Annotated in this window: 3 protein-coding genes; 1 reads left to right on the top strand and 2 read right to left on the bottom strand. The window is 63.1% G+C overall.

Going from position 1 to position 1303, the window contains the following annotated elements:
• Positions 1-322 (bottom strand): RT0821/Lpp0805 family surface protein (locus EN939_RS34565; protein ID WP_127271864.1); only part of this gene is annotated, 322 nt, incomplete at its 3' end.
• A 77-nt stretch (positions 323-399) separates the two neighbouring features.
• On the opposite strand from EN939_RS34565, the gene pdxH reads away from it, so the two are divergent.
• A complete protein-coding gene (gene pdxH / locus EN939_RS34560) occupies positions 400-1017 on the top strand; it encodes a pyridoxamine 5'-phosphate oxidase (RefSeq protein ID WP_127270335.1) in 618 nt (205 codons plus the stop codon).
• 3 nt (positions 1018-1020) lie between these two features.
• On the opposite strand, the gene EN939_RS34555 is transcribed toward pdxH, so the two are convergent.
• A partial coding sequence (locus EN939_RS34555; RefSeq protein WP_245473286.1) for an enoyl-CoA hydratase-related protein occupies positions 1021-1303 on the bottom strand: 283 nt, incomplete at its 5' end.

Raw genomic sequence — 1303 nt, 5'->3', positions numbered from 1 at the left:
CCAGATCGGTGATGGAACCGCGCGAGCCGGTGCCGGCATTGGCCCACGGCACGGCCTGCCCGCCGAGTTGCTCGATGTCGGCCGAGGAAACCGCATTGCCGATCGTCGTCTGGTCGGAGTCGCGATCCAAATTGGCCGGCGCGGCCGAAGCAGACGTGCTGCTGGTCAGGATCGAGCGGTCGACTTCGGCTTTTTCCAGGCTGAAGCCGCCGGCGCCACACGCGGCAAGCGGCAAGGCGAGCGCCACGATCGCGGCTTTCGCGCTGGCCGAAGCGATAACGCTCCATTGCCTGCTGTCAAAAGCTTGCGCGATACGCGACAATCGGCAGCCTCCCCCTTGCTTCGTAAAGAATCTTGGTTTTGTAAGAATCTTGGCTTCGTGACAATTTGAGAAAAACTATGAGTGACACTGAGTTAACAAGCGGTGACTTTACCGAGGCTGCCGAACCGTTTCGCCTCTTTGCCGCATGGCTGGACGACGCCACGAAAAGCGAGCCGAACGACCCCAACGGCGTGGCTCTGGCGACCGTCGATGCCGACGGCATGCCGGATGTGCGTATGGTGTTGCTCAAGGGGTTCGATGAAAGCGGGTTTGTCTTCTACACGAATTTCGAGAGCGCCAAGGGCCAGGAGATTCTTGGCAGCATGAAGGCGGCGATGTGTTTCCATTGGAAGTCGCTGCGCCGCCAGGTGCGCATTCGCGGACCGGTGGAGATCGTCAGCGACGCCGAAGCCGACGCCTACTATGCGACACGGCCGCGCGGCAGCCGCATCGGCGCCTGGGCTTCGAAACAATCGCGGCCGCTGGAAAGCCGCTTTGCGCTGGAGAAAGCGGTGGCGGAATACACGGCACGCTATCCGATCGGCGAGATCCCGCGGCCAAAGCACTGGTCCGGCTTCCGCATCGTGCCCAGCACCATCGAGTTCTGGCACGACAGGCCGTTCCGCCTGCACGACCGGCTCGTTTTTACGCGCAGTGCGAAGGACGGCTGGGACAAGACACGGCTTTATCCCTGAGGCTCAGGCCTTCTTTCTCGTCATGAACGCGGTGAGCGCGGCGCGCGCCTCATCGGACTTCAGCCGCTCGCGAAAATGCTCGCTTTCCACGCCGATGCGGGCGACGAGATCGTCGCGCGAACCACGCATCAGGTTGCGCGCGATCTTCAGCGCCTGTGGTGGCTTGGCGGCGATCTGGCCGGCTGCCGCCAATACCGAAGCCTCCAGCGCTGCTTCCTCGACCACCTCGTAGATCAGGCCGGCGGCCTTGGCGCGCTCGGCCGAAAAACCCTCGCCAAGACCGAGC

Source organism: Mesorhizobium sp. M7A.F.Ca.CA.002.05.1.1, from assembly GCF_003998335.1.
Lineage (GTDB): Bacteria > Pseudomonadota > Alphaproteobacteria > Rhizobiales > Rhizobiaceae > Mesorhizobium.
This window is presented reverse-complemented; position numbering and strand designations above follow the sequence as displayed.

Excerpts from the sequence above, each read along its gene's own strand:
- pdxH (WP_127270335.1), top strand. The coding sequence starts at position 400 with ATGAGTGACACTGAGTTAACAAGCGGTGACTTTACCGAGGCTGCCGAA.